Origin of the sequence: Micromonospora costi, assembly GCF_003626655.1 — a bacterium.
In the GTDB taxonomy this organism is placed as follows: Bacteria; Actinomycetota; Actinomycetes; order Mycobacteriales; family Micromonosporaceae; genus Micromonospora; species Micromonospora costi.
The window spans coordinates 470,128-496,732 of record NZ_RBAN01000003.1 but is presented as its reverse complement, the minus strand read 5'-3'; the positions used below and the strand labels follow the sequence as shown (position 1 = coordinate 496,732).

21 protein-coding genes and 1 pseudogene are annotated in these 26,605 nt (G+C 72.1%); 14 read left to right on the top strand and 8 right to left on the bottom strand.

The genetic code is table 11. The features are described 5' to 3' along the window. Entirely contained in the window at positions 1-903 is a 903-nt protein-coding gene (locus D7193_RS18820; RefSeq protein ID WP_120780824.1) for an NUDIX hydrolase, read from the top strand. Positions 904-1,264: 361 nt separating this feature from the next. Then, positions 1,265-2,179: a CDP-alcohol phosphatidyltransferase family protein gene (locus D7193_RS18815; RefSeq protein ID WP_120781365.1), complete on the top strand. Its 915-nt coding sequence runs from the start codon at positions 1,265-1,267 to the stop codon at positions 2,177-2,179. 61 nt (positions 2,180-2,240) lie between these two features. Here the strand turns inward: D7193_RS18815 and D7193_RS18810 are convergent, their stop codons facing one another. The 4 genes and pseudogenes from D7193_RS18810 to D7193_RS18800 all read right to left on the bottom strand — a co-directional run bounded on the left by D7193_RS18810 (position 2,241) and on the right by D7193_RS18800 (position 7,345). Further along, positions 2,241-3,494: a phosphatidylserine decarboxylase gene (locus D7193_RS18810; protein ID WP_120780823.1), complete on the bottom strand. Its 1,254-nt coding sequence runs from the start codon at positions 3,492-3,494 to the stop codon at positions 2,241-2,243. 493 nt (positions 3,495-3,987) lie between these two features. Next, positions 3,988-4,248 (bottom strand): hypothetical protein, encoded by a 261-nt coding sequence (locus D7193_RS33275; RefSeq protein WP_147434420.1) that lies wholly within the window; start codon positions 4,246-4,248, stop codon positions 3,988-3,990. Between the two features lie 841 nt (positions 4,249-5,089). After that, positions 5,090-5,273, bottom strand: a pseudogene (locus D7193_RS18805) (hypothetical protein); the annotation flags it as partial. Continuing rightward, positions 5,270-7,345 (bottom strand): PspC domain-containing protein, encoded by a 2,076-nt coding sequence (locus tag D7193_RS18800; protein ID WP_377456140.1) that lies wholly within the window; start codon positions 7,343-7,345, stop codon positions 5,270-5,272. The gene D7193_RS18800 and the pseudogene D7193_RS18805, both read right to left, overlap by 4 nt. 450 nt (positions 7,346-7,795) lie before the next feature. Here D7193_RS18800 and D7193_RS18795 point away from each other — a divergent pair, with 450 nt between their 5' ends. The 3 genes from D7193_RS18795 (at position 7,796) to D7193_RS18785 (ending at position 11,040) form a co-directional block, all read left to right on the top strand. After that, positions 7,796-8,992: a PspC domain-containing protein gene (locus D7193_RS18795; RefSeq protein WP_241563194.1), complete on the top strand. Its 1,197-nt coding sequence runs from the start codon at positions 7,796-7,798 to the stop codon at positions 8,990-8,992. Positions 8,993-8,994: 2 nt separating this feature from the next. Then, entirely contained in the window at positions 8,995-9,681 is a 687-nt protein-coding gene (locus tag D7193_RS18790; RefSeq protein ID WP_120780820.1) for a response regulator, read from the top strand. Positions 9,682-9,870: 189 nt separating this feature from the next. Further along, positions 9,871-11,040, top strand: coding sequence for a thioester domain-containing protein (locus tag D7193_RS18785; RefSeq protein WP_120780819.1), 1,170 nt, complete (start codon positions 9,871-9,873; stop codon positions 11,038-11,040). A gap of 80 nt (positions 11,041-11,120) precedes the next feature. On the opposite strand, the gene D7193_RS18780 is transcribed toward D7193_RS18785, so the two are convergent. Next, positions 11,121-11,855 (bottom strand): PIG-L deacetylase family protein, encoded by a 735-nt coding sequence (locus D7193_RS18780; protein WP_120780818.1) that lies wholly within the window; start codon positions 11,853-11,855, stop codon positions 11,121-11,123. 433 nt (positions 11,856-12,288) lie between these two features. Between D7193_RS18780 and D7193_RS18775 the strand changes: the two genes are divergently transcribed. The 5 genes from D7193_RS18775 (at position 12,289) to D7193_RS18755 (ending at position 18,018) form a co-directional block, all read left to right on the top strand. After that, the gene (locus D7193_RS18775; RefSeq protein WP_120780817.1) at positions 12,289-13,926 is read left to right on the top strand and encodes a peptide ABC transporter substrate-binding protein; all 1,638 of its coding nucleotides are present in this window, start codon (positions 12,289-12,291) and stop codon (positions 13,924-13,926) included. Positions 13,927-14,066: 140 nt separating this feature from the next. Continuing rightward, on the top strand, positions 14,067-14,993 hold the full coding sequence (locus D7193_RS18770; RefSeq protein ID WP_120780816.1) for an ABC transporter permease: 927 nt from the start codon (positions 14,067-14,069) through the stop codon (positions 14,991-14,993). After that, complete coding sequence (locus D7193_RS18765) at positions 14,986-15,963, top strand: ABC transporter permease (RefSeq protein WP_120780815.1); 978 nt, start codon at positions 14,986-14,988, stop codon at positions 15,961-15,963. The genes D7193_RS18770 and D7193_RS18765 overlap by 8 nt, the downstream gene beginning before the upstream one ends. Positions 15,964-15,989: 26 nt before the next feature. Continuing rightward, on the top strand, positions 15,990-17,012 hold the full coding sequence (locus D7193_RS18760) for an ABC transporter ATP-binding protein (protein ID WP_120780814.1): 1,023 nt from the start codon (positions 15,990-15,992) through the stop codon (positions 17,010-17,012). Continuing rightward, the gene (locus D7193_RS18755) at positions 17,005-18,018 is read left to right on the top strand and encodes an ABC transporter ATP-binding protein (protein WP_120780813.1); all 1,014 of its coding nucleotides are present in this window, start codon (positions 17,005-17,007) and stop codon (positions 18,016-18,018) included. Before D7193_RS18760 ends, D7193_RS18755 begins: the two co-directional genes overlap by 8 nt. Positions 18,019-18,102: 84 nt before the next feature. Here D7193_RS18755 and D7193_RS18750 read toward each other — a convergent pair whose 3' ends face one another. Next, positions 18,103-18,471 carry a chorismate mutase gene (locus tag D7193_RS18750; protein WP_377456139.1) on the bottom strand — a complete coding sequence of 123 codons (369 nt, stop codon included), beginning with the start codon at positions 18,469-18,471 and terminating at the stop codon, positions 18,103-18,105. A gap of 495 nt (positions 18,472-18,966) precedes the next feature. Between D7193_RS18750 and pcrA the strand changes: the two genes are divergently transcribed. Beyond that, complete coding sequence (gene pcrA, locus D7193_RS18745; RefSeq protein WP_120780812.1) at positions 18,967-21,369, top strand: DNA helicase PcrA; 2,403 nt, start codon at positions 18,967-18,969, stop codon at positions 21,367-21,369. A gap of 77 nt (positions 21,370-21,446) precedes the next feature. On the opposite strand, the gene D7193_RS18740 is transcribed toward pcrA, so the two are convergent. Continuing rightward, positions 21,447-22,214: a M23 family metallopeptidase gene (locus tag D7193_RS18740; protein WP_120781363.1), complete on the bottom strand. Its 768-nt coding sequence runs from the start codon at positions 22,212-22,214 to the stop codon at positions 21,447-21,449. A 275-nt stretch (positions 22,215-22,489) separates the two neighbouring features. After that, positions 22,490-23,200 carry a M23 family metallopeptidase gene (locus D7193_RS18735; protein WP_120780811.1) on the bottom strand — a complete coding sequence of 237 codons (711 nt, stop codon included), beginning with the start codon at positions 23,198-23,200 and terminating at the stop codon, positions 22,490-22,492. Between the two features lie 432 nt (positions 23,201-23,632). On the opposite strand from D7193_RS18735, the gene D7193_RS18730 reads away from it, so the two are divergent. From D7193_RS18730 to sucD, 3 genes are all read left to right on the top strand, one after another. Then, positions 23,633-24,037, top strand: a complete 405-nt coding sequence (locus D7193_RS18730) for a coenzyme B12-dependent isobutyryl CoA mutase small subunit (RefSeq protein WP_120780810.1) — start codon at positions 23,633-23,635, stop codon at positions 24,035-24,037. A 442-nt stretch (positions 24,038-24,479) separates the two neighbouring features. Next, entirely contained in the window at positions 24,480-25,658 is a 1,179-nt protein-coding gene (gene sucC, locus D7193_RS18725; RefSeq protein ID WP_120780809.1) for an ADP-forming succinate--CoA ligase subunit beta, read from the top strand. A 2-nt stretch (positions 25,659-25,660) separates the two neighbouring features. After that, a complete protein-coding gene (gene sucD / locus D7193_RS18720; protein WP_120780808.1) occupies positions 25,661-26,548 on the top strand; it encodes a succinate--CoA ligase subunit alpha in 888 nt (295 codons plus the stop codon). Positions 26,549-26,605 lie beyond the last annotated feature (57 nt).

Genomic DNA, 26,605 nt, shown 5'->3' with positions numbered 1-26,605 from the left:
ATGGAGCAGCGACGGCGGGTGGGCGCGTACGGGCTCTGCCGCGACGACGACCGGCTGCTGCTCGTACGCGGCTCCGCCAGCGCCCACTTCCCCGGCATCTGGCAGGTCCCCGGTGGCGACGTCGAACACGCTGAACACCCCGCCCACGCGGTGGTCCGCGAGGTCACCGAGGAGACCGGGCTGACCGTCGAGGTCACCGACCTGCGGGCCGTGGTCGCGGACGTGATCTCGTTCCCGCTGGCCGACGTGGCCCTGCACACCGACCGGGTGGTCTTCGACCTGACCGTGATCGGTGGCACCCTGCGCGACGAGGGGGAGGGCGCGACCGACCAGGCGCGCTGGGTCACCGCGCAGGAGGCGGCAGACCTGCCGTTGATGCCGTTCACGGCCGAACTGCTCGGCCTGCCGGTCACCCCGCTGCCGGCCGGGCAGGCCGGTCCGGCGGCCTTTCCGCCGCCGCCCGCCGACCGCCGCCTGCGCTTCGGGGCGTACGGGCTGGTCACCGACCCGGACGGGCGGATCCTGCTCACGATGATCGCCGAGGGATACCCGGGCGCGGGCCGGTGGCACCTGCCCGGCGGCGGGACCGACCACGGCGAGCAGCCGGTGCCCGCGCTGCTGCGCGAACTCGTGGAGGAGTCCGGCCAGCTGGGCCGGGTGACCGACCTGATCGGAATCGACAACCTGCACAACCCCGCCGCGCTCGGCCCGGAGGGACGCCCGCTGGACTGGCACGGCGTACGCGTGATCTACCGGGTGGTGGTCGACGCGCCGACCGAGCCCCGGATCACGGAGCTGGCCGGCGGCTCGACCGCGGAGGCCGCCTGGTTCACCCGCGACCAGCTCGTGGGGCTGCCGCTGACCGAGATCGCGGCCCGGGCCACCGGACGCCGGGGCAGGTAACGGGACGTCCGGGTCGGTAACACTCGCCAGCCGCGCCGAGGATGCCGGGCTCCGGTACAGTCGGGGTGGGAAATGATGGCGGAACGGGCGATGAAGCCCGGGTTGGGAACAACGGTGCTGGTCGTGCCGTTTACGGAGATATAAGCCCCCGACAGCTATCGCCAACCGCCGTTCCCTGTGCGATGGTGTACTCCGCACAACGGCTGCCGGGCCAGGAAAGGTCCGGCACGAGACAGCCGGACGCCCGCCCCCAGCGGCGGCCAGCCGATCCGGTGATGGAGGAAGCGTGCCGAGAGCCCCATGGCGCCGGCGTCGTACGACTGACAGTCCGCGCCCCGCAGGGCGTCGCTGGGCGGGCCCGCTGCGCCGCAGCAGCACATTCGCCCGGCAGGTGCTGCTGGTCCGCGTGGGTCGCCGTGACGGCGACCTGCCCGGCGGCACCGAAACGGCGCTCGTCGAGCCCCGCTACGCCGACCGCCGCCGGCGCTACGGCTTCGACCGGTTCGGCCGGGCGGAGATCGAAGCGGTCATGCCGGTCAGCCCGGCCGTGGCGCCCGTCGCCGAGCCCGACGACGCGGCCCGGTCGATCCCGCTGCTCCCCGGCGAGCGCACCGCCACCCGGCGGGCCAAGTTCGCCCTGGTCAACGCGTGCACGCTGAGCAGCCTGACACTGGGCATGCTCGCGATCTTCCTGGCCATGCAGGGTGAGGTACGCGTCGCCGCGCTCTGCCTCATCGCCTGCGTGGCGTTCGACGGCCTGGACGGCGCGCTGGCCCGCAAGCTCGGCGTGGCAAGCCCGTTCGGCGCGCAGATGGACTCGCTGGCCGACATGTGCTCGTTCGGTCTCGCGGCGCCGGTCGTGGTGTACGCCTCGCTCGCCGGTTCCGTCTCGACGGCGGCCGCCGCCGTGGCGTGCGCGCTCGTGGCGGCCTGCGCCGCGATCCGGCTCGCCCGGTTCAACGTCTCGCCGAAGGACGGCCGCTTCTTCTGCGGCGTGCCCACCACCATGGCCGCCGCGGTGCTCGCGCTGACCGTCGCCATCGGCCTGCCCGTTCCCGGCCCGGTGCTGCTGGCGGGCGTGGCGCTGCTCGCGTTCGCGATGGTGTCCAGCTTCCCGTACGCCAAGCTGGCCCGGCTCGTGAAGCTGCCGCCGTGGCTCTGGCTCGCCCCCGTGGTCGGCGCGCTCGTGGACATCCGGCTCACCTTCGCGCTCGTCGTGGTCGGCTACCTGGTCAGCGGGCCCGTGCTCTGGCTCCGCCAGCGCCGCGCCGCCTGACCCCGTACACGAAAGAAGGGGCGCCGCGGGTTCGCGGCGCCCCTTCTTTCGTACGTGCCGGTCAGCGCCAGCGGGCGAGCACCGTGGAACCACCGACCACCTTGTCGCCGGGGCCGACCAGCGGGTCGGCGGCGTCAGCCGGAAGGTAGACGTCGGTGCGCGAGCCGAACCGGATCAACCCGAAGCGCTCGCCCTTCGCCAGTAGCGTGCCGATCGGCGCCCGTTGCACGATCCGGCGGGCGATCAGCCCGGTCCGCTGCGCGACCACCACCGTGCCGTGCGTGGTGTCGAGGACCGTGTACGCGGCCACGTTGTGCTCGGCGTCCGGCTTCATGGCGTTGACGAACCCGCCGTCGGCCACGAAGTAGTCGACCACCTTCCCGGCCACCGGGGCGCGGTTCACGTGCACGTCGAGGACCGACAGGAACACCGCGATCCGCAGCCACTCCCCGTCGCCGAAGCGCGCATCGTGCAGGCGCTGCACCGACAGGACCTGCCCGTCCGCGGCGGCCACCACGGCCGACGGGTCCTCGGGCACGTCCCGCTCCGGGTCCCGGAAGAACGCGGCGACCGGACCGGCGGCGAGCGCGGGCAGCAGCCAGAGCTTCGACTTCGGCCGGGCCAGGCGGGCCAGCGCCGCCAGGCCGAGGGAGATGCCGGCCGCGGCCACGCCGTTGGAGTCGATGTGCATGGTCCGGGTCAGCGGCACGCTCGACGGGCGGTGTGCGGGAGCGAGCCGGTCCGCCGCGGACGGGCCCGCTGGCGTGAACCGGAGCCGGTAGAGCCGCACCGGCGGCGAGTTGCGCAGCACCAGGTCGGCGCCGACGCCGTGGAGCGCGCCCTGCCGCTCCAGCTCGCCGGCCGCACCGACGGTCCGACCGGGCGCGGCGGCGGTCGCCACACTGAGCACCGCGCCGTCACCGAGGTACTTGGTCAGCGTCTCGATCGCGGCCCGGGTCTCCTCGGCCGTGCCGAGCAGCGGCTCGGCGGCGATCACCACCTCGGCCGGGTCGGCCTCGGTGAGGGAGTCGGCCACCCGTACCCGCTCGGCGACCCACCGGCCCTGGGCCGTGACGTGCTCGCGCAGCGCGGCCGCCGAGCATCCCTCGGCGGGTACCACGGTGAGCCGGTCACCGGGCAGCAGCGCCTCGATCGCCGCGGCCAGCACCGCGGACTGCGGGGTCCCGCCGACCAGCAGCGCGGCCTTCGGGTCGTTGAGCCGGGCCAGCTCCGTGACGAGGGTACGGGCGGCTCGCTCGCCGATGCGGGCCGGACCGGGCCGGCCGGGGGTACGCACGGCGGGGGACTGGGTCATGTCGGGCGGGCTCCTGACGGGGTAGACACGGCAATCGCGACGGGCCGCCGTGGGCGGCGCGGGGCCGGCCTCGGGGGCGGATGTCCATCGGCCAGCATAGGCGTCCGTACGCGCCGATCGCACCGCCCGCCGGCAGCCGGGGTCACCGGGTGCGCCGAGCCGGGACTCCGCCCTTGATCGACTCCGTTTCGCCGGTGTGGCGGTGTCCCGGTGCGCTGGACGCCGCAATATCGGCGGTCTGGTGTTGATCGAGCGGGTGGGTTCGCGCTGCCCCGGGCCGTCGTCTGGCGCTTGATCGACTCGGCTTCCTGGATGTCGCGGTGTCCGGGGCGCTTGGATGCCGCGACTTCCTGGAAGGCGAGTTGATCATGGGTGGCGGGATCGCCTCGGGGACGACGGCGACCGCCGGCCGGAGGTGGAATTTGGCCGGCCGGCACCGAGGTGGAATTCGGCCCCGTCGGCGCCGATCCACCCCGCCCACCGACAGCCGGGGTCACCGGTCGCGCCGAGCCCGGACTCCGCCCTTGGTCGACTCCGTTTCGCCGGTGTGGCGGTGTCCCGGTGCGCTGCACGCCGCCACTTCGGCGATCTGGTGTTGATCGAGGGACGTGTTCGCCCTGCCCGGGGCCGCCGGCTGGCGCTTGATCGACTCGGCTTCCTGGATATTGCGGTGTCCGGGGCGCTCGGACGCCGCGACTTCCTGGAAGGTGTGTCGATCATGGGTGGCGGGACCGGCGACGACGGCGGTCCGCACACGGCTAGGCACCGCCGCCAGGCCGGTCAACGCCGCGGGCTGTCCTCGTCGGTGGGGGTGTCCGGCCACGGGTCGGTGCCGGGGCCGCTGCTCGGCCGGTCCTCGGTCGCCGTAACCGGGGTGTCGGTGATCGCCTCGGCTGGCCGCTCGTCGGCCGCCCCGCCCGCCCCGGCCGCATCGGCGTCGTCGGCCGAGTCGGCTGAGCGGTCCCCGGTCGCGTCCGCCGGCCGTGTTGCGCCGGTCGCGTCCGCCGGTCGGGGTGTCCCGGTCTCGTCCGGCCGGGTTGCGTCGGTCGCGTCCGTCGCTTCGGCAGTCCGGTCGGCCCGCCAGGCCGGGTGGATGGCGTCGGTAGGGTGCTCCGACTCCCAGCGGGAGTGGGTGGCGTCGGTCGGCTGCTCGGACTCCCACCGAGGGTGGATGGCGTCCGTCGGCTGCTCGGACTCCCAGCGGGGGTGGATGCCACCGGTGGTCGGCTGCTCCGGCCCCCAGCCCGGGAGGATCCCGCCGGACGTGGGCCGGTCGGCGCCCCAACCCGGGCCGTCACCGGAGACGGGCCGCTCGACGACCGGGCTCCCGGTGGGGCCGACCGCCGCCCCGGCCCGCAGGCCCGGGGCCGTTTCGCCGGCCCGCTCGCCCGGGACCGTCTCGCTGGCCCGCTCGCCCGGCACTGTTTCACCCGCCCGCAGGCCCGGGGTCGTTTCGCCGGCCCGCAGGTACGGGACCGTTTCGCCGGTCCGCGCGCCCGGGACCGCTCCGACGCTGAACTCGTCGGGAGCCTGGCCACCGGCCGGCTCGCCGGGAACGGGTCCGCCGGCGTTGGCGGTGGCGTCGCGGTCGGCGTACCGGCCGGAGCGGAGGGCGCCCACCAGACCCAGCACGCCGATCACGATCAGCGCGCCGGCCAGGAACCAGCCGACCGGCGGCAGGGCGAGCCCGAGCAGCTGGGCGGAGAGCCACCACGCGGCGAGCGCGAGGAAGAGCAGCCCGAAGGCGAACGAGACGAGGTCCGTACGGTGCGCTTTCACCGAGTCACCACCAGGCTTCCGGCGTTGATGTGGACGAAGAGGCGGAGCGTCCCGCCGCCGGCCCCGTCCGGGCCGAGGTCGGTGATCTCCCGCGACCGGCCGGCCGGGCCGGGCTGGTGCCGCCCGAAGATGGTGGCGTCGCCGGCGTTGACGTCGGCCACCGTGGTCACGTCGACGTTCGGCGGTACCACGACGGTGGCCTTGCCGAGGTTGACCGAGACCGTGATCTCGGTGTTCCGCTTGTCGAAGTCGACCGCGCGCAGGTCCAGCACCGCGTCGCCGAGGCTGTTCTCGTAGCGGGTGGCGAGGTCCTGGTAGCTGGTGGGCGCCCAGGTCACCGCACCGTCCACGCCCCGGAACCGGTCGTACGACTCGGCGACCGTTCCCACGGCGAGCGCCGCCGCCGTCACCAGGCCGAGCGCGATCAGCCAGCGGGCCCGGCCGAACCAGGTGCCGACCAGCAGCCCGAGACCGATGGTGGCCAGTGCCGCGGCGAAGTACGCCGAGGCGCCCACGTCGAACGCGTTCACCAGGTCGAGGACGGCGACCGCACCGAGCGCCAGGAAGATCAGCGAGAACGTCACCGCGCCCAGCGGGGACCGCTCCTTGGGCCGTTTCGGCTGCTTGGCGGGCTTCGGCGGTGGCGGCGGGAGCTGACCGCCCGCCGACTGCGAGGCGTACGGGCCGTGTGGCGCGAACGGTGGCCGGTAGCCGCCCGAGGGCAGCGGCGCGGTCGGTGCGTACGCCGTGGCGGCGGGCTGACCGCCCCCGGACCCGGCACCGGCCGGCGGTGCGGGCCAACCGGCTGTCACGCCCGGGCCCTGCGGCGCCCCGACGGGCGGGGCGGCCGGCGGCCAGGCGGGCAGCTCGGCGGTGCGATCCGCGGGCTGGGCGGAGACCGGCGTGGGTACGCCGATCGGCGCCGCCCCGGACACTGGCGCGGTGCCGCCCACCGGGGTGCCACCCGAGACCGGCCCGGGCGTGGCGAGCGGGGCACCGCCCGACACGGGCGTGGACCCGCCGTCCGGAGCACCGCCGGAGACCGGCGTGGACCCGCTGACCGGGGCACCGGAGACCGGAGTGCCGGCGTGGGACGCCGCACCGGCGGGCGCGGCGGTCACGTCCGCGGGCACCGACGGGGCCGGCGCACCGACACCGGGCGCGGGCGTGCCGGGGGCGGTGGCCACGTCGACGGTGGGCGGCGCGGCGTACGGATCGGGTGCCGGGTACGCGACCGGCGGCACCGGCCCGGGCGGCGCGGTGGGCGGCGGTGCGGCGGCCGGGGCGGGCTGCGTCCCCCGCTGCTGCCGGTTGAGCAGGAGCGCGCCGCCGATCAGGATGGCCGCGCCGAGCAGCACGGCCCGGAAGGCGTCGGTGACGATGTAGCCGAAGCCGACCGCGGCCACGATGCTGAGCACGATCACGGTGATCGGGGACATGCTGGAGCGGCCGCGCCCGAGCATCGACTCGACCGGGGAGGCGCTGTCGCCCTCGCCGGGGATGATGAGCCACGCCGCGATGTACACGAGGATGCCGACCCCGCCGAAGAACCCGAGCACCGCGAGCAGCACCCGCCAGAGCACCGGGTCGGTGTTGGTGGCGCGCCCGATCGCCGCGCAGACGCCGGCCAGGTATCGGCCGTCACGAGGGCGGACGAGCCCGTACCGCGTGGTGAAGCCGGCCGCTCCCGGCGGCGGCCCGCCCGCGGCGCCGGCGGGACCGCCGGCCGGGGGCGGCGTGCCACCGCCACCACCGGCCGCCCCCGATCCACCCGCCGGGCCGAAGCCGGCCGCGCCGTACCCGAATGGCGCCCCAGGACCGGCACCCCCCGGGCCGTAGCCCGCGCCAGCGCCAGCGCCCCCCGGGCCGTAGCCGCCAGCACCCCCCGGGCCGTAGCCGCCCGCGCCAGCGCCAGGACCGACACCCGCCGGGCCGTAGCCGCCCGCGCCAGGACCGACCCCACCCGGACCCCCGAAGCCGCCGGCACCGGGCACGCCGGTGCCGCCCGCCGCACCCGGGATCGGGCCGGCGCTCGCCGAGGGCCCCGGGCCGTACCCGGCGGGACCCGACACGGGGCCCGCACCGGACGTCGGCCGGTCACCGCTTCCCGGGCCCGCCGCCTGCGGGCCGGCCGGGACCGGTGAGCCGGCCGTGGCGGGCCCGGTCCAGCCGGCGGCACCGGGCGGGGTGGTCCCACCCGTCGGCGCCGCCGAGGGGTGGGGCGACTGGGCAGCTTCCTCGTTCATGCCTCGATCCTGCTGCCCCACCCGCCCGAACGACCTCAGGACCCGACCCTGACGCCACCCTGAGATCCCGGCCGCCGGAATGTCCGGGGCGTCCCCGTGGTCGGCACCCGCCGCAGCGTGTGACGATCGGAACCGGGTACGGCTGGCGTACCCCGATCCTCGCCGGGGCCACCCGGCACCACCACAGTCACCACAGAGACCACCACCGTCACCAGGGAGTCTGCGATCAGCACCGCGAGCCCGCCACCGCGCCTCTACCGCGCCCCGGAGCACCGGATGGCCGCCGGGGTGGCCGCCGGCATCGCCGACCACCTCGGGATCTCGGTGCTGCGGGTACGCGTGGCCTTCATGGTCCTGCTCGGGCTGAGCGGGCTCGGCCTGCTGCTCTACGCGGCCTTCTGGGCCGTGGTGCCGCTGCGGCCCGGCGACACCGGGGTGCCGCCGCGCCGCGACATCGGCCAGTTGCTGCCGTTCGTGGCCATCGGGCTCGGCGTGCTGCTGGTGCAGGTCATGGTCTTCGACTCGGTGGGCGCCGCGGGCACCGCCGGCTGGCTGGTGGCGATCATCGCGGTCGGCGCGGGCGTGATCTGGCACCAGTCCGCGCCGGAGCGGCGCCGGCAGTGGGGCGAAGCGCTGCCGGTGCCCTGGCTCGGCGCGGTCGTCGAGGAGAGCGACCGGCGGGCCTTCGTGCTGCGGTTCATCGGCGGCGGGGTGCTGGTCGCGGTCGGCATCATCGGCGTCGCCGCGGTCTACTCCCCGGCGCAGAACCTCGACGCGGTGATCAACGGCGTGATCTTCGCGCTGGTCGGTCTCGCCGGGGTGGGCGTGGTCGCCGCGCCGGTGCTGTGGCGGACGTACAACCAGCTCCGCTCGGAGCGCGAGGGGCGCATACGCGAGCAGGAGCGGGCCGAGCTGGCCGCGATGGTGCACGACCAGGTGCTGCACACCCTCGCCCTGATCCAGCGCAACGCGAGCGACATCAAGACCGTCCAGCGGCTCGCCCGCGGGCAGGAACGCTCCCTGCGCAACTGGCTCTACAAGCCCACCGGGTCCCCGACCGAGCGGTTCGGTGCCGCGCTGGAGCAGGCCGCGGCCGAGGTCGAGGACACGTTCGCGATCACCGTCGAGGCGGTCGTGGTGGGGGACCGGGAGACCGACGAGCGGGTAGGCGCGCTGGTCGCCGCCGCCCGCGAGGCGCTGGTGAACGCCGCCCGCCACGCCGGGGTGCAGACCGTGTCGCTGTACGCCGAGGTGGAGCCCGACCAGCTCAGCGTCTTCGTCCGCGACCGGGGGAAGGGCTTCGACCCGGATACGGTGGAGGACCACCGGCACGGCGTCCGTGGTTCGATCATCGGGCGGATGAAGCGGCACGGCGGCCGGGCCGAGATTCGGTCCGAGCCGGGCGAGGGTACGGAGATCCGGTTGATCCTGCCGATCTCCGGTGACTCGTCCACAGCGGAAAGGGACAGGTGACGATGTCCGAGCAGTCGATGGAACCGGTCGAGGGTACGGGTGGCCGCCCCCAGCGGCTGCGGGTGTTCCTCGTGGACGACCACGCCATGTTCCGCGCCGGCGTACGCGCCGAACTCGGCGCACACGTCGAGGTCGTGGGCGAGGCGAGCGCGGTGGCCGAGGCGGTCACCGGGATCGCCGCGACCCTGCCGGACGTGGTCCTGCTCGACGTGCACATGCCCGACGGGGGTGGGCGGGCGGTGCTGGAGGCCATGCGGCGTACGCACCCGCAGGTGAAGTTCCTGGCGTTGAGCGTCTCGGACGCGGCCGAGGACGTGATCGGGCTGATCCGGGCCGGCGCCCGGGGTTACGTCACGAAGACCATCTCCCCGGACGAGCTGACCGCCGCGATCCGTCGGGTGGCCGACGGGGACGCCGTGTTCAGTCCGCGGCTCGCCGGATTCGTGCTGGACGCCTTCGCGGCCCGGCCGGACGCCCCGGTCGCCGACCCGGAACTGGACCAGCTCACCAACCGCGAGCGTGAGGTGCTGCGCCTGCTCGCCCGGGGGTACGCGTACAAGGAGATCGCCAAGGAGCTGTTCATCTCGATCAAGACGGTCGAGACCCACGTGTCCAACGTGCTGCGCAAGCTCCAGATGTCCAACCGGTACGAACTCTCCCGTTGGGCTGCCGACCGGCGCTTGGTGTGATCTATTCCTCTCCCCGCACAAACAGGACACATGCGACGGATGCCGCCCGTAGGGGCTGACAAACGATCAATCGGCATCTCATAATTCCCCGTCGCGTTCTCGCGTGCGGGTGGTGCGCATCCCGCGGGAACGGCGGCTCTCGCATTCCCGCCACGGGCGGGCCACCCCTGGGGAGAGGTAGACAATTTCATGATCGGACAACGAGGACGGCGCTGGGCGCGGGTCGCCGCGGCCGTCGTCGCCGGTGGTGCGCTGGCGCTCGGCGCCGCCGCCCCGGCCGCCGCGGAGCCGGCCACCGGCATCGCGCGGGCCGTTCCGAAGAGCAGCGTCACCCTGATGCTCAACGGCCACGCGCAGGGCGTCGGCCGGTTGGCGCTCGAGGTGGAGCAGAAGAGTCTCGTCGTCTTCTGCATCGACTTCCACACGCCCGTCGCCACCAACAAGCAGTACCAGGAGGGCACCTGGGGCGAGTCCGAGGTGAAGAACCTCGGCAAGGTGCAGTGGGTGCTGACCCACGGCTACCCGAACGCCGACTCCGCCAAGCTGCTGGAGGCCGCCGACGTCACCGCGCCGGCCCAGGCGGACCTGGACAAGCTGCTGTACTTCGGCACCCAGACCGCCGTCTGGCACTTCAGCGACGGCATCACCCTCGGTGACTACGTCGACGGCAAGGGCCTGCTCGGCGAGAAGCAGTACGCCGTGGTCAAGAAGGTGCACGACTACCTGGTGGCCCACGCCACCGACCAGCCGGAGCCGCGCGCGGAGCTGAAGGTCGACCCGGCCGACGCCACCGCGACGGTCGGCGAGAAGGCCGGCCCGTTCACCGTCACCGGCCCGGCCGGCGAGATCGCCCTCGCGGTCACCGGCGGCACCGCCGTCGACGCCGACGGCAAGGCGGTCACCACGACCACCAACGGCGGCCAGTTCTGGCTGACCGCCACGGACGCCGGCAAGGTGCAGGTCTCGCTGGCCGCCAAGGGCTCGGTGTCCTTTGGCCGCGTGTTCCTCTTCTCCGGCGGCAAGAACAAGCACCAGAAGCTGATCCTCGGTGGCAGCACCGACGAGAAGGTGACGGCCGAGGCCGGTGCCAGCTTCGGCGCTGCGCCGACCACGCCGACCTCGCCGTCGGCCTCGCCCTCGGCCAGCCCGTCGCCGTCGACCACCGCCTCGCCCTCGGCGTCGCCGTCGACCCCGGGTGAGACCCCCGCGCCGTCGACCTCGCCGGCCAGCAACGGCGGCAGCCTGCCGCTGACCGGCTCGCCGATCGCCACCGCGGTGATCGCCGGCGTGCTGCTGCTCGCCGCCGGCGTGGGCACCGTGCTGGTGGTCCGCCGCCGCCGGGTTCGCTTCACCGCCTGATCCCGTTCCGTCCGGCCCCGGCACCGCTTTCCGCGGTGCCGGGGCCGGACCGTGTCCGGGGTGGGTGGGCGCCGCCCCGGTCACTCCGTGCGCAGGACGGTGAACGCCTCGGCCAGCCGGCCGGGCGGCAGCCCGGCGTTGTCGGCGACGGTGGTGAGCCGGTCGCGGATCCACGTCTCGACCTCGAAGTGGTCGGTCTGCGAACGGTGGGCCCGCATCGCCGCCACCTTGCGGTCGAAGCGGTCGGTGATGTCGACGGCGTGGTCCGGCGACGGCCCGCCGAAATACCAGACCTCGCGCACCACCCACGGCTCCAACCCTTCGGCGAGCAGGTCCGGGTGTGCGAAGCGGTTGCGCGCGTCGGGGTAGATGGCGCAGGTGACGGCCTCGCCGACGGCCAGGTGGTCGGGGTGGCTCGGCCCGGAAAGCTGTTCCCAGCGGCGCAGCGGCGAGCTGGTGAGCACCCGGTCGGGGCGGAACCGGCGGATCGCCGCCGTGATGTCGCGGCGCAGGTCCATCGTCGGCGCGAGCGCGCCGTCGCGGTAGCCGTCGAGGAACTCCACCTGGCGTACGCCGACCGCCGCCGCGGCGGCACGCTGCTCCGCCTCGCGCAGCCTGGGCATCTCGGCCCGCTCGGTCTCGTCGAAACCCCCGGCGTCCCCCCGGGTGGCGACGAGGTAGGCGACCTCGATACCCTCATCCACCCAGCCGGCGATCGTGCCCGCACAGCCAAAGTCCACGTCATCCGGATGGGCAAAAACGGCTAGTGCCCGGCGGGCGTCGGAGAGTAGGGGAGCGGAGGCGGGAAAGCTCACGGGGTCCGAGCGTACGCCGCGGCAGAAAAGCCGGTGGGAGCATGTCGTACCTGCTCAGAGCGGTAAGAGCGGCATGTTTCATGATCTTTTCTCAAGTATCGGCAACGTGGCGGGCAACTAACGTCTTGATAACGGCATCTTCACGGAACCGGCGGGTGAGTGTCACAGTGGCAAGCACCTCGCCCCCCGTGTGAGGCACCCCGTACGGCCTGATGACCACGCACATCGCTGTCGCCAGCGATCCGTGGCAGCGACGCGTGCGCGGTGTCGAGCCCGACCGGGCGGGGTGGCCCGGCGGATCGGTACATCAGGGGTGTCCCGATTTCCCAGTGGTTCTCGGCGGCCCGCGTACGCGGCCGCCGGTTGGCGTCACCCCCGAACACGTGCGTGAAACCCACGACGGAACCAGGTTAGAAAGAGGAGGCCCCTCGGAATGAGAGTCTCGAAGCGGGCGAGTAGCGCGATCGCGCTGAGCGCGGCGGTCGCGCTCATCGCGTCCGGCTGCTCGGGCAGCGACGACGGCGGCGACGCCGGCAACACCGCAGACGGCGCCATCGTCATCGACGGCACCCAGCCGGAGGTTCCCCTGGTTCCGGCGAACACCACCGAGACCGGTGGCGGTGCCATCATCGATTACCTGTGGACCGGTCTGGTCGAGTACCCGAACAACGGCGGCGCGCCGCAGAACGCCGTGGCGGAGTCGATCGAGACCCAGGACTCCAAGGTCTACACCATCAAGATCAAGAAGGGCCTGAAGTTCCACGACGGGTCCGAGGTGAAGGCCGCGAACTTCACGAAGGCCTGGAACTGGGCGGCGTACTCGCCGAACGGCGCGCAGAACTCGAGCTTCTTCGCCGACATCCAGGGCTTCGACGACGTGCAGTCTGAGGACCCGGACGGCGACGGCCCGAAGCCGGCGCCGGAGCCGAAGGCCAAGGAGATGTCCGGCCTGAAGGTCGTCGACGACTACACCTTCGAGGTCACCCTGGGCGCGCCGACCGCGGTGTTCCCCACCAAGCTCGGCTACAGCGCCTTCGTGCCGCTGCCGGACGTGTTCTTCACCCAGAAGCCGGACGAGTTCGGCCGCAAGCCGATCGGTAACGGCCCGGTGAAGTTCGTGTCGTGGGAAGACGACGTCATGATCAAGCTGACGCGCTTCGACGACTACCAGCTGCGCGACAAGATGAAGATCAAGGACGTCGACGTCAAGCTGTACCAGGAGGACACGGCGGCCTACAACGACCTGCTCGCCGGCAACCTGGACTTCCAGCAGCAGGTCCCGGTCTCCGCGCTCGCCGGTGACAAGTGGAAGGCCGACCTGGGCGACCGGGCCATCCAGTCGACCACGCCGTCGACCGGCATCATCGCCTTCCCGATCTACGACAAGCGCTTCCAGGACCCGAAGCTGCGTCGTGCCGTCTCGCTGGCGATCAACCGGCAGGAGATCACCGACAAGATCTTCTTCGGTAACCGCACCCCGGCCGACAGCTGGGCCAACCCGCTGACCCCGGGCGCCAAGGCCGGCAACTGCACCGCCTGCCAGTTCAACCCGGACGAGGCCAAGCGGCTCCTGGCCGAGGCCGGTGGCTTCCAGGGCGAGATGGTCTTCTACTACAACGCGGACGCCAGCCACAAGGAGTGGATGGAGGCCGTCGCGCAGAGCGTGAAGAACGTGCTGAACATCAACGCTCGTGCCGAGGGCATCCCGACCTTCGCGGTCTTCCGTGAGCAGATCAACGCCCACAAGATGAAGGGCCCGTACCGTGCCGGCTGGCAGCAGGACTACCCGGACGTGGAGAACTGGGTCAACCCGCTCTACGTGACCGGTGGTTCCTCGAACGACGGCCAGTACAGCAACCCGCAGGTCGACGCGCTGGCCAAGGAGGCCAGTGGCGCGCCGAGCCTGGAGGCCTCGCACGAGAAGTTCGCCGAGGCTGTCAAGATCATCGACCAGGACACTCCGTCCATCGTGGTCTACTTCCAGGGCCAGCAGTCCGGCCACTCGGAGAAGATCAAGAAGGTGGAGCTGACCAACGTCGGCGAGATCGACATCACCTCCGTCGAGCTCTGAGCCGTACGGTCTGACCCAGGTCGGGCTCACCTACAAGGTGAGCCCGACCTGGGGCCGTTCCGCGAGGGGTGCAAAATGCCCCTCGACACGTCGTCACGCGTGTCGGTCACCGACGCGCCCCCTGTCTGGAGGACCACCCCATGGGCCGTTATCTGTTGAGACGGCTGCTCCAACTCGTCCCGGTCTTCATCGGAACGACATTCCTCATCTACTGGCTCGTCTGGGCGGTACCCGGCGACCCGTTCGCCGGCAAGTGCGGCGAACGGCCGTGCCCGCCCGGCTTCGTCGCGATGATGACCGAGAAGTTCCAGCTGGATCAGCCGCTCTACGTGCAGTACGCCACCTACATGAAGAACCTCTTCCAGGGGGACTTCGGCACCACCTTCGGCGGCCGCTCGATCAACGACATCATCGCCACGGCGTACCCCAACACGCTGAAGCTGGCCGTCGTGGCCCTGGCGATCGAGGCGCTGATCGGCCTCACCGCCGGTGTGGTCACGGGCCTGCGGCGTAACGGCTTCCTGGACAACCTGGTCCTGATCTCCACGCTCTTCCTGATCGCGCTGCCGATCTTCGTCATCGGTTTCGTGCTCCAGTGGGTGCTCGGTGTGCAGTTGAGCATCATCGAGCCCACCGTGTCGAGCGAAATGCGGTTCCCCGAGCTGATCGTCCCCGGCTTCGTGCTGGGCAGCATCTCGATGGCGTACATCGCCCGGGTGGCCCGCACGAGCATCTCCGAGAACCGCCGCTCCGACTACGTGCGCACGGCCATCGCCAAGGGCCTGCCGATGCGCCGCGTGGTCGGTGTGCACCTGCTGCGCAACTCGCTGATCCCGGTCGTCACCCTGCTCGGCACCGACCTCGGCGCCCTCATGGGCGGCGCCATCGTCACCGAGGGCATCTTCCAGATCAACGGCATCGGTCGGATCGTGTACCGGTCGATCGTCACCAAGGAGAGCGCCACCGTGGTCTCCATCGTGGTGATCCTGGTGCTCGTCTATCTCCTGATGAACCTGCTGGTGGACCTGCTGTACGCCGCCCTGGACCCGAGGATCCGCTATGAGTGACCCGAGCGCCGCTTCGATCGTCTCCACACCGCCGTCGCACGAGCCGACCGAGATCGGTGGCGCGACCAACGCCGGCCTGCCCGAGAACGCCCGCCGGGAGAAGCCCCGTGGCCTGCTCGGGGACGCCTGGCGTGACCTGCGGCGCAAGCCGCTCTTCTGGATCTCCGCGGTCTTCATCCTGATCTTCGTGGTGATGGCCGCCTTCCCGTCGCTGTTCACCTCGGCCGACCCGACCGCCGGCAACCTGAGCCGCAGCCTGGAGAAGCCCTCCGGACACGCCTGGTTCGGTTACGACATCCAGGGCCAGGACGTGTTCGCCCGGACCATCTACGGCGCCAACGCGTCCATCGTGGTGGCACTGCTGTCGGTGATCGGCACCCTGCTGATCGGCGGCACCATGGGCATGATCGCCGGCTACCGGGGCGGCTGGGTCGACGCCCTGCTGTCCCGGATCGCCGACGTCTTCTTCGGCCTGCCGTTCGTGCTCGGCGCGATCGTCATCCTGACCACGTTCAACGGGTCGGGCTCGAGCAACAGCGCCTGGGAGGTCAAGGGCCTCGTCATCGCGTCCCTGGTGGTGCTGAGCTGGCCGGTCGTGATGCGGCTGATGCGCTCCTCGGTGCTGGCCACCAAGGAGGCGGACTACATCGTGGCGGCCCGGGCGCTCGGTGCGGGCACCGGCCGGATCATCCTCAAGCACCTGCTGCCCAACTGCCTGGCGCCACTGCTGGTCTACGGCACGATCCTGGTCGGTTCGTTCATCGGCGCGGAGGCGACGCTGTCCTTCCTGGGCGTCGGGCTGAAGTCTCCCGTCGTGTCCTGGGGCATCATCATCAACGAGGCGCAGAACCTGATCCGGGTCGCTCCGTACCTGCTCTTCTTCCCCGCCGCGTTCCTCGTCGCCGCCGTCCTGAGCTTCGTGATGCTCGGTGAGGCGGTTCGCGAGGCCCTCGATCCGAAACTCCGCTAGGGGAGATCCAGTTGTCCGACATTCTCGTGTCCGAGCAGTCCGCCGTGGGCCCCACGGGGCGCCCGTCCGGCCGCCTGCTCGAGGTCGACGACCTCCGGGTGGAGTTCCGTACCCGCGACGGCGTCGCCAAGGTCATCAACGGGGTCACGTACCACGTCGACGCGGGGGAGACCCTCGCCGTGCTCGGCGAGTCCGGCTCCGGCAAGAGCGTCACCGCGCAGACCATCATGGGCATCCTCGACACGCCGCCCGGGTTCGTGACCGGCGGCCAGGTGCGCTTCCACGGCAAGGACATGCTCAAGATGTCCTTCGAGGAGCGCCGCCGCATCCGCGGCGAGGGCATCGCGATGATCTTCCAGGACGCGCTCTCCGCGCTGAACCCGGTCTTCACCGTCGGGTTCCAGATCGCCGAGCAGTTCCGCGTCCGGCGCGGCATGAGCCGTTCGGACGCCAAGAAGCGCGCGATCGAGATGCTCGACCAGGTCAAGATCCCGAACGCCAAGGGCCGGTTCAACAACTACCCGCACCAGTTCTCCGGCGGCATGCGGCAGCGGGCGATGATCGCCATGTCGCTGGCGCTCGACCCGGAGGTGCTGATCGCGGACGAGCCGACCACGGCGCTCGACGTGACCGTGCAGGCCCAGATCATGGACCTGCTGGCCGAGCTGCAGCGCGAGCGGCACATGGGCATGATCCTGATCACCCACGACCTCGGCGTGGTGGCCGACGTCGCGGACCGGATCGCGGTCATGTACGCCGGCCGGATCGTCGAGGAAGCCGACGTCTACGACCTGTACGCGAAGCCCGCGCACCCGTACACGCTCGGCCTGCTCGACTCGATCCCGCGGCTCGACGAGAAGGGGCAGCAGCTCCGTACCATCAAGGGCCTCCCGCCGAACCTCATGAACATCCCGCCGGGCTGCCCGTTCAACCCGCGCTGCCCCATGGCGCAGCCGGTGTGCCGGGAGAAGGTGCCGCCGCTGCTGCAGATCGGCGCCGGCCGGGCCAGCGCCTGCCACTTCGCCGAGGAGCTGGTGAACCGTGACTGAGAACATCCTCGAGGTCCGCGACCTGGTCAAGCACTACCCCGTCACCCGGGGTGTGGTGTTCAAGAAGACCATCGGCCACGTCAAGGCGGTGGACGGGGTCTCCTTCGAGCTGCGCCAGGGCGAGACGCTCGGCGTGGTGGGCGAGTCCGGCTGCGGCAAGTCGACGCTGGCCCGGGTGCTCATGAACCTGGAGAAGCCGACCGCCGGCAACGTGCTCTACAAGGGGCAGGACATCTCCAAGCTGTCCGGTGGCGGGCTGCGCCGGCTGCGCCGCCAGATCCAGCTGGTCATGCAGGACCCGTACACCTCGCTGAACCCGCGGATGACGGTCGGCGACCTCATCGGTGAGCCGTTCGAGATCCACCCCGAGGTGGCGCCGAAGGGCAGCCGCCGTAGGAAGGTCAAGGAACTGCTCGACCTGGTGGGCCTCAACCCGGAGCACATCAACCGGTACCCGCATCAGTTCTCCGGCGGGCAGCGGCAGCGTATCGGCATCGCCCGGGCGCTCGCCCTGCGTCCGGAGATCATCGTCTGCGACGAGCCGGTGTCGGCGCTGGACGTCTCGATCCAGGCCCAGGTCATGAACCTGCTGGAGCAGCTCCAGTCCGAGTTCGGTCTCGCGTACGTCTTCATCGCCCACGACCTGTCCGTGGTGCGGCACCTGAGCGACCGGGTCGCCGTCATGTACCTCGGCAAGATCGTGGAGATCGGCACCGAGGACGAGATCTACGAGCGGCCGACCCACCCGTACACCCAGGCGCTGCTCTCCGCGGTGCCGGTGCCGGACCCGACCGTCCGGCAGAACAAGGCGATCATCCGCCTGACCGGTGACGTGCCGTCGCCGGCCGACCCGCCGTCGGGCTGCCGGTTCCGCACCCGGTGCTGGAAGGCGCAGGACATCTGCGCCCAGCAGGTGCCGCTGCTCCAGATCCGGCAGGGCTCGGACCACCCGAGCGCCTGCCACTTCGCTGAGAAGCGGGAGATCGTGGCCACCCACGAGGCCTGACGCACCCCCCGGACCGCCTGCCGGTGTCGACGAGACACCGGCAGGCGGTTCCGCGTTTCGGGCCGGCACGGGGAGGCGATGCGGTCAGAGCGGGCCGCGGCCGGCGCGCAGCAGCAGGAGCGCGAACTGGGTGCCGTCGGCGCCGAGCGCCGTACGGAAACGCTCCAGGATCTCCCGTTCCCGGGAGAGCACGAGCCGCGTGCCGCCGGAGGCCCGCCGGGTCGCGCCGACCTCCTGGGAGAGGCGCGCCCGCTCCTGCCAGAGGTCGATGAGCGCCTGGTCGATCTCGTCGATCCGCTTGCGGATGTCCAGGATGCGGGCCGCCGCCGCGGGCTCCCGGGTGCCGGCGTCCAGGTCCTGTGTGCGGTCGGCCGGGGTGGACGCGTCCCCGCCCGCCTGGCCGGCGGCGGCCGGCGGCTCGGTCGCGGCGACCGTCGCGGCGGGCGGCTCCACCGCGCTGTCCGCCCCGGTGGGCGGCTCCGTCGTGCCGTCCCGCACGGTGGGCGGCTCCGTCGCGCCGTCCGGCCCGGTGGGCGTGCCGGACCGGTCGCCGTCGCAGCGCGCCGGGCCGCCGTCTCGCTGTGCCACGTCTGTCATCATCGCCGTACCCCTCGGACATCGGGCCCGGTGCCCGGATCCCGGGGACGGAAAAGCCCCGGGCTCCAGGAGCCCGGGGCTTTTCGCAGGTCTGTGATCAGGCGCGACCTACGGCTGCCGGACTCCCGGTGCCGTAGTAAAAGTAGTAACGCTGACCGAACACGCCGTCGAGTATGCCCACGTCGGCCGTCGGCGCGCAAGGATTCCCACCAACCGGGCTGCCCCCACGCTCCCATCGGCGCTGCGGAGTCGACCGGCGCCGGTCGCACCGGGCCCGCGGCGCATCGCCGGGGTGCTGCCGGGCGTGCGCGGTCCGGGAGTGTCCGGCCGGCGGCATAGACTCGCCGTGCGATGCATCCTCTCTTCGACCTCTCCGCGTCCCCGCCCGCGTCCGAGCCGGCGCCGGCCCGCCCGCACCGGTCCGGGTCCGCCGGCCGCCGCCTCGACCCGCAGGCGCTGCTCACCGGCCTCAACGGGCCGCAGCGTGACGCCGTCACCCACGCCGGTTCCCCGCTGCTGATCGTCGCGGGTGCCGGCTCCGGCAAGACCCGGGTGCTCACCCACCGGATCGCCTACCTGCTCGCCGCACGCGACGTCCACCCCGGGGAGATCATCGCGATCACCTTCACCAACAAGGCCGCGGGTGAGATGAAGGAACGGGTCGCCGCGCTGGTCGGCCCCCGCGCCCGGCTCATGTGGGTGTCGACGTTCCACTCGGCGTGCGTCCGGATCCTCCGCGCCGAGCACGAGCACGCCGGCCTCAAGTCGACGTTCTCGATCTACGACGCGGACGACTCCCGCCGGCTCATGCAGATGGTCGCGCGGGAGCTGGATCTCGACCCGAAGCGCTACCCGGCCCGCGGGCTCGCCGCCCAGGTCTCCAACCTGAAGAACGAGCTGGTCGACCCCGAGGCGTTCGCGGCCCGGGCCAAGGGCCCCAACGAGCGGGCGCTGGCCGAGGCGTACACGCTCTACCAGCGCCGGCTGCGCGAGGCGCACGCCCTCGACTTCGACGACCTGATCATGACGACGGTGCACCTGCTCCAGTCGCACCCCCACGTCGCGGAGACCTACCGCCGCCGGTTCCGGCACGTGCTCGTCGACGAGTACCAGGACACCAACCACGCCCAGTACGTCCTCATCAAGGAACTGGTCTCCGGCACCGAGGGGCTGGCTCCGGCGGAGCTGTGCGTGGTCGGTGACGCCGACCAGTCGATCTACGCGTTCCGGGGCGCGACCATCCGCAACATCCTGGAGTTCGAACGCGACTTCACCGACGCCCGGACGATCCTGCTGGAGCAGAACTACCGCTCCACCCAGACGATCCTCAACGCCGCCAACGCGGTGATCGACCGCAACACGTCCCGCAAGCCGAAGCGGCTGTGGAGCGACGCCGGCGCGGGCGAGCGGATCGTCGGTTACGTGGCCGACACCGAGCACGCCGAGGCCGACTGGGTGGCCCGGGAGATCGACCGGCTGGTCGACGCGGGCGAGACGCGCCCGGGCGACGTGGCGGTCTTCTACCGCACCAACGCGCAGTCCCGTGTCTTCGAGGAGGTGTTCATCCGGGTCGGCCTGCCCTACAAGGTGGTCGGCGGGGTGCGCTTCTACGAGCGCAAGGAGGTCCGCGACGCGCTCGCGTACCTGCGGGCCGTGGTGAACGACGACGACACGGTGAGCCTGCGCCGGATCCTGAACACCCCGCGCCGGGGCATCGGCGAGCGGGCGGAGGCGTGCGTGGAGGCGCTCGCCAGCCGGGACCGGATCTCCTTCGGCGCGGCCCTGCGCCGGGCCAAGGAGGCGCCGGGCATCTCGACCCGGGCCGCGAACGGCATCGCCGACTTCGTGGCCCTGCTCGACGGCGCCCGCGAGCTGGCCGAGACGGGCACCCCGGAGGAGGTGTTGGAGGCGCTGCTCACCCGCTCGGGCTACCTCACCGAGCTGGAGGAGAGCATCGACCCGCAGGACGCGGGCCGCGTCGACAACCTCCAGGAACTGGTCAGCGTGGCCCGCGAGTACACCGAGCGCATCGAGGCGACCGGCGACGAGGGGGAGCGGGCCACCGTGGCGGGCTTCCTGGAGCAGGTCGCCCTGGTCGCCGACGCCGACCAGGTGCCCACCGACGACCCGGAGCACCAGGGCGTGGTCACCCTCATGACCCTGCACACGGCGAAGGGGCTGGAGTTCCCGGTGGTCTTCCTGACCGGCCTGGAGGACGGCGTCTTCCCGCACCTGCGCTCGCTCGGCGACACCCGGGAGCTGGAGGAGGAGCGGCGGCTCGCGTACGTGGGGATCACCCGCGCCCGGCAGCGCCTCTACCTGTCCCGGGCGGTGACCCGCTCGGCGTGGGGGCAGCCGGCCTACAACCCGCCGTCACGGTTCCTGGAGGAGCTGCCGCCGGAGCTGGTGCGCTGGGAGCGCACCGAGGGGTCGTACACCTCGTGGGCCGGCGGGGGCGGCGGCGTGGGAGGGCGCGCGGACCGCGTGCCCGGCGGGCGCGGCTTCACCGGCGGCACCCCGAAGGCGGCGCAGCTGGCGCGGCAGCTCGGTGTGGACGGCAGCCGGTTGACCACCGCCAGCGAGCTTCCGCAGGCGCCGAAGGTGGCCGCCGGCGACCGGGTCAACCACCAGCGTTACGGCCTGGGCCGGGTCATCGTCGTGGAAGGGCACGGCCCGGGTGCCCGTGCCCAGATCGACTTCGGCGACCAGACCCTCTGGCTGGTGCTCCGGCACGCACCGATCGACAAGCTTTGACGTCCGGCGCCGGAAAGACGGCGAGGCCCGGCCCGGCGTGACCGCCGGGACCGGGCCTCTCCCTCGTGCCGTGGCCGTCAGCAGGCCACGTCGATGCCCCGGGCGCTCAGGAACGGCGCCGGGTCGATCTGGTTCCACATCTGGCCCTGGTGCACCTCGAAGTGCAGGTGCGGGCCGGTGGCGTCGCCGGTGGCTCCCTCGTAGCCGATGACCTGGCCGGCGGTCACCTTGTCGCCCACGCTCACGATCAGGCGGCTCTGGTGGGCGTAGTGGGTCAGGTAGCCGTTGCCGTGGTCGATGAAGACCGAGTTGCCGTACCCGTCGCCGGCGTCACCGGCCTTGACCACGGTCCCGCCGAAGGCGGCGTGGATCGGGGTGCCGGCGGGCATGGCGAAGTCGATACCGGCGTGCTGGGTGCCCCACCGCGGACCGAAGCAGGAGGTGATGGTCGCGCCCTTCATGGGGATGACCCAGGCCGGCTTCGGCTTCACCGTCTTCTTCGGCTTCGGCTTCGCGGTGGTCGGCTTCACCGAGGGCGAGGGGCTGGCGCTGGTCGGGCTCGGTGTCGGGCTGGCCGGTGTGGTCGTCGGCGCGACCGGAGTGCTCGACTCGCGGGCCGAGCGGTCGGCACGGGCGGCGGCGTCGGCACGGGCCTGCGCGTCGACCGAGACCGGGGTCGGGGTCTGGTCACCGCCGGTCGTGGCGATCGCGGCGCCGGCGACGCCGAGGCCGACCACGGCGACCGCCCCGACCACGAGGAGCCGGACGCGACCGGCCGGCCGCCGGTGCCGGACCACCGTGGCGTCGGTGGGCTGCTCGTTCTGGATGGCGCTGTCTTCCTGCACGGGGTGGACCTTCACGAGTCGAGGGGGGTCGGACCCGAACGATCCTGGTGAGGGCGGGTGGGCGGCCCACCGAGGGGTCGCGGCGGCCCGCCCGCCACGGTGTCGCCTGCCGCCCGGTTCGGCACCGGTCGACGGGTTCGTCCCGCTATCTGATCATGAGCGCTGGTGGCACCCGTCACAGTCGCGGGAGTGGCGCGGGTTACTTCGCGGGGAGGAGGGCAGAAAGAAACCGCCCGGATCGGTCGATCCGGGCGGTGAAGGAACGATGCGCAGCGTCAGGACGCCGCTACGTCGTTGTAGTACGTCTCCACTTGTAGCTTGATGTCCACTCCGCGGTCCTGGAGCCACGGCACCGGGTCGACCGGTTCGCCCTTGACATGCACCTCGAGGTGCAGGTGGGAGCCGTAGGAGTGGCCGGTGTTGCCGACGAGACCGAGCTGGTCGCCGGCCTTGACCTGCTGCCCCTCGTGGACGCTGACGGCCGACGAGTGCCCGTAGATCGCCTCGCTGCCGTCCGGGTGCTGGACGATCACCGCGTAGCCGTAGCCACCGAACCAGCCGGCCTTGGTGACCGTGCCGGAGTGGACCGCGACGTACGGGGTGCCCTCGGGGGCGACCAGGTCGACGCCCGTGTGGAGCTGCCCCCAGCGCATGCCGTAGGGCGACTTGAAGTCGTAGCCCTGGAGGGGCAGCAACCAGACGTCGGGCTCACCGGCCTCGTCGGTCCGCGAGTTGTCACGGGAGGCGCGCTCGGCGGTGTCGGCACGGGCCGCGGCGTCCTGGCTGGTGATCGAGGCCTGGCGAAGCTCGTCGAGGACCGTGGGGCTGACGCTCTTCGCGTCGGGCAGGGCGCCCGCGCCGAGCGCGACGACGCCGGCGCCGACGAAGGCGGTGGTGACGACTGCGGCGTAGCGGCTCCGCGGCGGGGTGGGTACACGGCGGCGGCCGCGATATCTATCGGGCTCAGACGACAGGCGCTGGCGCACGCACACCCTCCGTTGTCGGGGTTCCGAAGCGGCTCGCGGACGGCCGGTGAAGCGCCGGTGAACGTCTGCGGGTCGCGTCGTCACCCGTCCGTGGACCTGATGACAACCGTGGACACGTTAGCCAACCGCCACACGAGTCACAAGCCAGACCGCCGAATTGGCGTGTCGTTCTGTCCGTTTGCGTCCATGATTGTTATGCCTCGTGCCGCCGTTCGGTGCCCCGTTTACTGTCCGTTCGTCGCGCAGCGTGACCGATGCGGCGGAGTAGTCCGGCTTGACGACACGGGCGCCGGCGCCCCTCCCGTACGCGCCTGCCCCGCCCGTCGACGCCGCCCCGGGGTGACGTTCCCGGCCCCGACTTCCCGCCCCCGCCCGCCCGGGTTACCGTTCGTTCAGGTGATTGGCCGCGGAGCCGGTGAAAGGTGTGCGCTGATGAGCTCTCGTATTCGGGTCGTCGTGGCCAAGCCGGGTCTGGACGGCCACGACCGGGGCGCGAAGGTGGTCGCCCGTGCCCTGCGGGACGCTGGCATGGAGGTCATCTACACCGGGCTGCACCAGACTCCGGAGCAGATCGTGGAGACCGCGATCCAGGAGGACGCGGACGCGGTCGGGCTCTCCGTTCTCTCCGGTGCGCACATGACCCTCTTCCGGCGGGTGCTCGAACTGCTCGCCGAGCGCGACGCGCGGGACATCGTGGTCTTCGGCGGCGGCATCATCCCCGACGCCGACATCCCCGAGTTGCAGCAGCTGGGGGTCGCCAAGATCTTCACGCCGGGCGCCACCACCACGTCGATCGTGGAGTGGGTGCGGGAGAACGTCGCGCAGCCGGTCAGCTGAGTGCCGGTGGTGCCGCTCAGCGGAGCGGCGACCACCGGTACCTGGAGACGGGGGAGGGGCCGGACGCACCCCTCACACGTCCGGCCCCTCTATGCACGATGCCCCGCCGCCACCCCTCGACCGACAGGGCATCGGCCGTCTCCCGTCATCGCGCTGACCAGCGCTCCGACATCTGACTCAACGACGCCCCCGCGGAGGGGTTACGCACCCGCGGCAACATCGCCCGGACGGTTGACGTGAACCGCTGAAGTCCGGAATCCGGCGCGTACGGGGCAGGGTTGTGCATTACCGCACACCACGCACCCGCTCGGTTGCCACCGGTGTCCACCTCGCTAGGCTGCGGCCAATGGCCTGTTTCAACTGATGACAGGCGTCAAACTGTTTTCTGAACGCTGGTGGCGGCGCGACGGCGCGCCGCGGAGACGGGACGGGACGCGCAATCGTGGACCTGTACGAGTACCAGGGGCGGGACCTGTTCGAGCGGCACGGATTGCCCGTGCTCGCCGGCGGCGTCGCCACGACCCCGGAGGAGGCCCGCGCGATCGCCGAACGCCTCGGCGGCCGGGTGGTCGTCAAGGCGCAGGTGAAGGTCGGTGGCCGGGGCAAGGCCGGCGGCGTGAAGCTGGCCGAGGGCGCGGAGGAGACGGTGGCCCGCGCCACCGACATCCTCGGCATGGACATCAAGGGCCACACCGTCCACAAGGTCATGATCACCGTGACCGCGGACGTGGCCGAGGAGTACTACTTCTCCTACCTGCTCGACCGGGCGAACCGCACCTTCCTCTGCATCGCCAGCGTCGCCGGCGGCATGGACATCGAGCAGGTCGCCGCCGAGACCCCGGAGAAGGTCGTCAAGGCCCCGATCGACGCGGTCACCGGGGTGGACGAGGCCAAGGCGCGCGAGATCGTCACCGCCGCCGGCTTCCCGGCCGAGGTCGCCGACCAGGTCGTCGAGGTCGCCGTCGGGCTGTGGAAGGCCTTCGTGGCCGAGGACGCCACGCTCGTCGAGGTGAACCCGCTGGCCAAGACCGGCGACGGCAAGCTGCTGCTGCTCGACGCCAAGGTGAGCCTGGACGAGAACGCCGGGTTCCGGCACCCGGACCACGAGGCGCTGGTCGACCAGGCCGCGGTGGACCCGCTGGAGCAGGCCGCCAAGGAGAAGGACCTCAACTACGTCAAGCTCGACGGCGAGGTCGGCATCATCGGCAACGGCGCCGGGCTGGTCATGTCCACGCTCGACGTGGTCGCGTACGCCGGTGAGCGGCACGGCGGCGTGAAGCCGGCCAACTTCCTCGACATCGGCGGCGGCGCGAGTGCCGCGGTCATGGCGAACGGCCTGGAGATCGTCCTCTCCGACCCGTCGGTGAAGAGCGTCTTCGTCAACGTCTTCGGCGGCATCACCGCCTGCGACGCGGTCGCGAACGGCATCGTGCAGGCTCTCGCCCTGCTCGAGCAGCGCGGTGAGCAGGTCACCAAGCCGCTCGTCGTCCGGCTCGACGGCAACAACGCCGAGGCCGGCCGGGCGATCCTCGACGGCGCGAACAACCCGCTGATCGAGCGGGTCGACACGATGGATGGCGCGGCCGAGCGGGCCGCCGAGCTGGCCGCTGCGGGGGTCTGAACATGGCAATCTGGCTGACCAAGGACTCGAAGGTCATCGTTCAGGGGATGACCGGTTCCGAGGGCTCCAAGCACACCCGGCGGATGCTCGCCGCGGGTACCACCATCGTGGGCGGCACCAACCCGCGCAAGGCGGGCCAGACCGTCGACTTCGACGGCACCGAGCTGCCGGTCTTCGCCACCGTGGCGGACGCCATGAAGGAGACCGGGGCGGACGTCACCGTCATCTTCGTGCCGCCGCAGTTCACCAAGGCCGCGGTGATCGAGGCGATCGACGCCGGCATCGAGCTGGCCGTCGTCATCACCGAGGGCGTGCCGGTGCACGACACCGCCGCGTTCTGGGCGTACAACGTGGCCAAGGGCGGGCGGACCCGGATCATCGGCCCGAACTGCCCCGGCATCGCCTCGCCGGGCGCCTCCAACGCCGGCATCATCCCGGCCGACATCACCGGCTCCGGCCGGATCGGCCTGGTCAGCAAGAGCGGCACGCTGACCTATCAGATGATGTACGAGCTGCGCGACATCGGCTTCTCGACCTGCGTCGGCATCGGCGGTGACCCGATCATCGGCACCACCCACATCGACGCGCTCGCGGCGTTCGAGGCCGACCCGGACACCGACGCGATCGTGATGATCGGCGAGATCGGTGGCGACGCCGAGGAGCGGGCCGCCGAGTTCATCAAGGCCAACGTCACCAAGCCGGTGGTCGGCTACATCGCCGGTTTCACCGCGCCGCCCGGCAAGACCATGGGCCACGCGGGCGCGATCATCTCCGGCTCGGCCGGCACGGCCGACGCCAAGAAGTCCGCGCTGGAGGCGGTCGGCGTCAAGGTCGGCAAGACGCCGACCGAGACGGCCCGCCTGATGCGGGAGATCATGTCCGCTGGCTGAGTGGACCGTTCCAGGCGAGGGGGTCGACCGGATCGGGTCGGCCCCCTCGGCCGTTTC

What these genes read in the sequence shown, in the direction of transcription:
- D7193_RS18785 (WP_120780819.1), top strand. Translation starts at nt 9,871, where the DNA reads ATGATCGGACAACGAGGACGGCGCTGGGCGCGGGTCGCCGCGGCCGTC.
- D7193_RS18790 (WP_120780820.1), top strand. Translation starts at nt 8,995, where the DNA reads ATGTCCGAGCAGTCGATGGAACCGGTCGAGGGTACGGGTGGCCGCCCC.
- D7193_RS18820 (WP_120780824.1), top strand. Translation starts at nt 1, where the DNA reads ATGGAGCAGCGACGGCGGGTGGGCGCGTACGGGCTCTGCCGCGACGAC.
- D7193_RS18795 (WP_241563194.1), top strand. Translation starts at nt 7,796, where the DNA reads ATGGCCGCCGGGGTGGCCGCCGGCATCGCCGACCACCTCGGGATCTCG.
- pcrA (WP_120780812.1), top strand. Translation starts at nt 18,967, where the DNA reads ATGCATCCTCTCTTCGACCTCTCCGCGTCCCCGCCCGCGTCCGAGCCG.
- D7193_RS18775 (WP_120780817.1), top strand. Translation starts at nt 12,289, where the DNA reads ATGAGAGTCTCGAAGCGGGCGAGTAGCGCGATCGCGCTGAGCGCGGCG.
- D7193_RS18770 (WP_120780816.1), top strand. Translation starts at nt 14,067, where the DNA reads ATGGGCCGTTATCTGTTGAGACGGCTGCTCCAACTCGTCCCGGTCTTC.
- D7193_RS18730 (WP_120780810.1), top strand. Translation starts at nt 23,633, where the DNA reads ATGAGCTCTCGTATTCGGGTCGTCGTGGCCAAGCCGGGTCTGGACGGC.
- D7193_RS18810 (WP_120780823.1), bottom strand. Translation starts at nt 3,494, where the DNA reads ATGACCCAGTCCCCCGCCGTGCGTACCCCCGGCCGGCCCGGTCCGGCC.
- D7193_RS18765 (WP_120780815.1), top strand. Translation starts at nt 14,986, where the DNA reads ATGAGTGACCCGAGCGCCGCTTCGATCGTCTCCACACCGCCGTCGCAC.
- sucD (WP_120780808.1), top strand. Translation starts at nt 25,661, where the DNA reads ATGGCAATCTGGCTGACCAAGGACTCGAAGGTCATCGTTCAGGGGATG.